We start from the raw sequence: 1,217 nt of genomic DNA on the forward strand, positions 1-1,217 counted from the left end.
ACATCAGCAAGTTGCCACCAAACAAGGAGCTTTGGTGGTTCATATGCTCAGGTAATACTAACTTATGATGTTGCATGCTGAGTAAAGCTTTAGTTGCTTCGTGACTCATTGCATCTCCTTAGATAAATCGATAACGTTATATTCTATATATTATTATCGGCTTCACCAATAGATTTCGTAGGAGATATCATGTCAAAAAATATACTTGTAACCGGAGCAAATCGTGGTATTGGCTTGTCTTTCTGTCAGTACTATAAGTTTAAAGGTTACTCGGTGTATGCCGTCTGTCGTGAAGCTAGTGAAGAGTTGTTGTCGTTGGGGTGCCAGATAATCGCAGGAATCGATGTCAGCAAAGCAGAGGATGTGGCTAGACTAGGTGTTGAGCTTCAAGGTGTGAAATTAGACCTTCTTATTAATAACGCCGGAATTCTTCGAGATGAGGTATTGGGGCATATCGACTATGATCAGCTCGAAGAGCAGTTTCGCGTGAATGCATTAGGCCCCTTGCGAGTAACAGAGGCGCTTCTCGGCAATTTGGATAGTGGTGGTAAGGTTGCCATCATCACCAGTAGAATGGGATCCATAGCTGATAATAGCAGTGGCGGTCGCTATGGCTACCGCATGTCTAAGTGTGCCTTAAATATCGCCTCAGTTTCTCTCGCGATGGATCTAGAAGATCAAGGTATTGCTGTCGGAGTCTTCCACCCGGGTCTAGTGGGTACTGAAATGATAGGAGGCTATGGCGACATTACCCCTGATCAAGCTGCTGAGCGTTTAGCTCAGAGAGTAGATGAGTTGAATCTTACGAATACTGGTACGTTCTGGCATTCAAATGGGGATGTTCTGCCTTGGTAGCTAAGTGAGGTTTAACTGACACTTTTTAATCAAACCTCGTGAGGTGGAAATGCAGTTGTTGGGTGATATTCAAAATAAGTTAGAGCGAGATTTTGGCAAGCAGTGGTTGCTGGCCAAAGATGAAATTGAGGCCTTGTTTGTTAAAACAAATTGGCGTGTAACAAATCGAATTGTACGTGCGGCCATCTATGTCGCGGACGGAGACTTCGATGAGTTAAGTCGATCTATAGAGCGTGTCCTATCAGATTATAAAGATCTTTTATGGCAGGCGGAGTATGACCGGGGAGATGATCAGTTAAGGGACTTCAATAAGAGTTTCGGTGAGCTCAATCTTTAGTTTATCGTAGAGCTTGATCTGGTGA

At 43.7% G+C, this 1,217-nt stretch carries 2 protein-coding genes; both read left to right on the top strand.

All coding sequences use genetic code 11. The features are described 5' to 3' along the window. Window positions 1-189: 189 nt before the first annotated feature. Window positions 190-855, top strand: coding sequence for an SDR family oxidoreductase (locus tag A3761_RS02330; RefSeq protein WP_068511247.1), 666 nt, complete (start codon window positions 190-192; stop codon window positions 853-855). A gap of 49 nt (window positions 856-904) precedes the next feature. Then, window positions 905-1,192, top strand: a complete 288-nt coding sequence (locus tag A3761_RS02335) for a hypothetical protein (RefSeq protein WP_068511245.1) — start codon at window positions 905-907, stop codon at window positions 1,190-1,192. Window positions 1,193-1,217: the final 25 nt, after the last annotated feature.

The organism is Oleiphilus sp. HI0123 (assembly GCF_001635315.1).

Coding starts and splice junctions, on each gene's coding strand:
- A3761_RS02330 (WP_068511247.1), top strand. CDS start 190: ATGTCAAAAAATATACTTGTAACCGGAGCAAATCGTGGTATTGGCTTG.
- A3761_RS02335 (WP_068511245.1), top strand. CDS start 905: ATGCAGTTGTTGGGTGATATTCAAAATAAGTTAGAGCGAGATTTTGGC.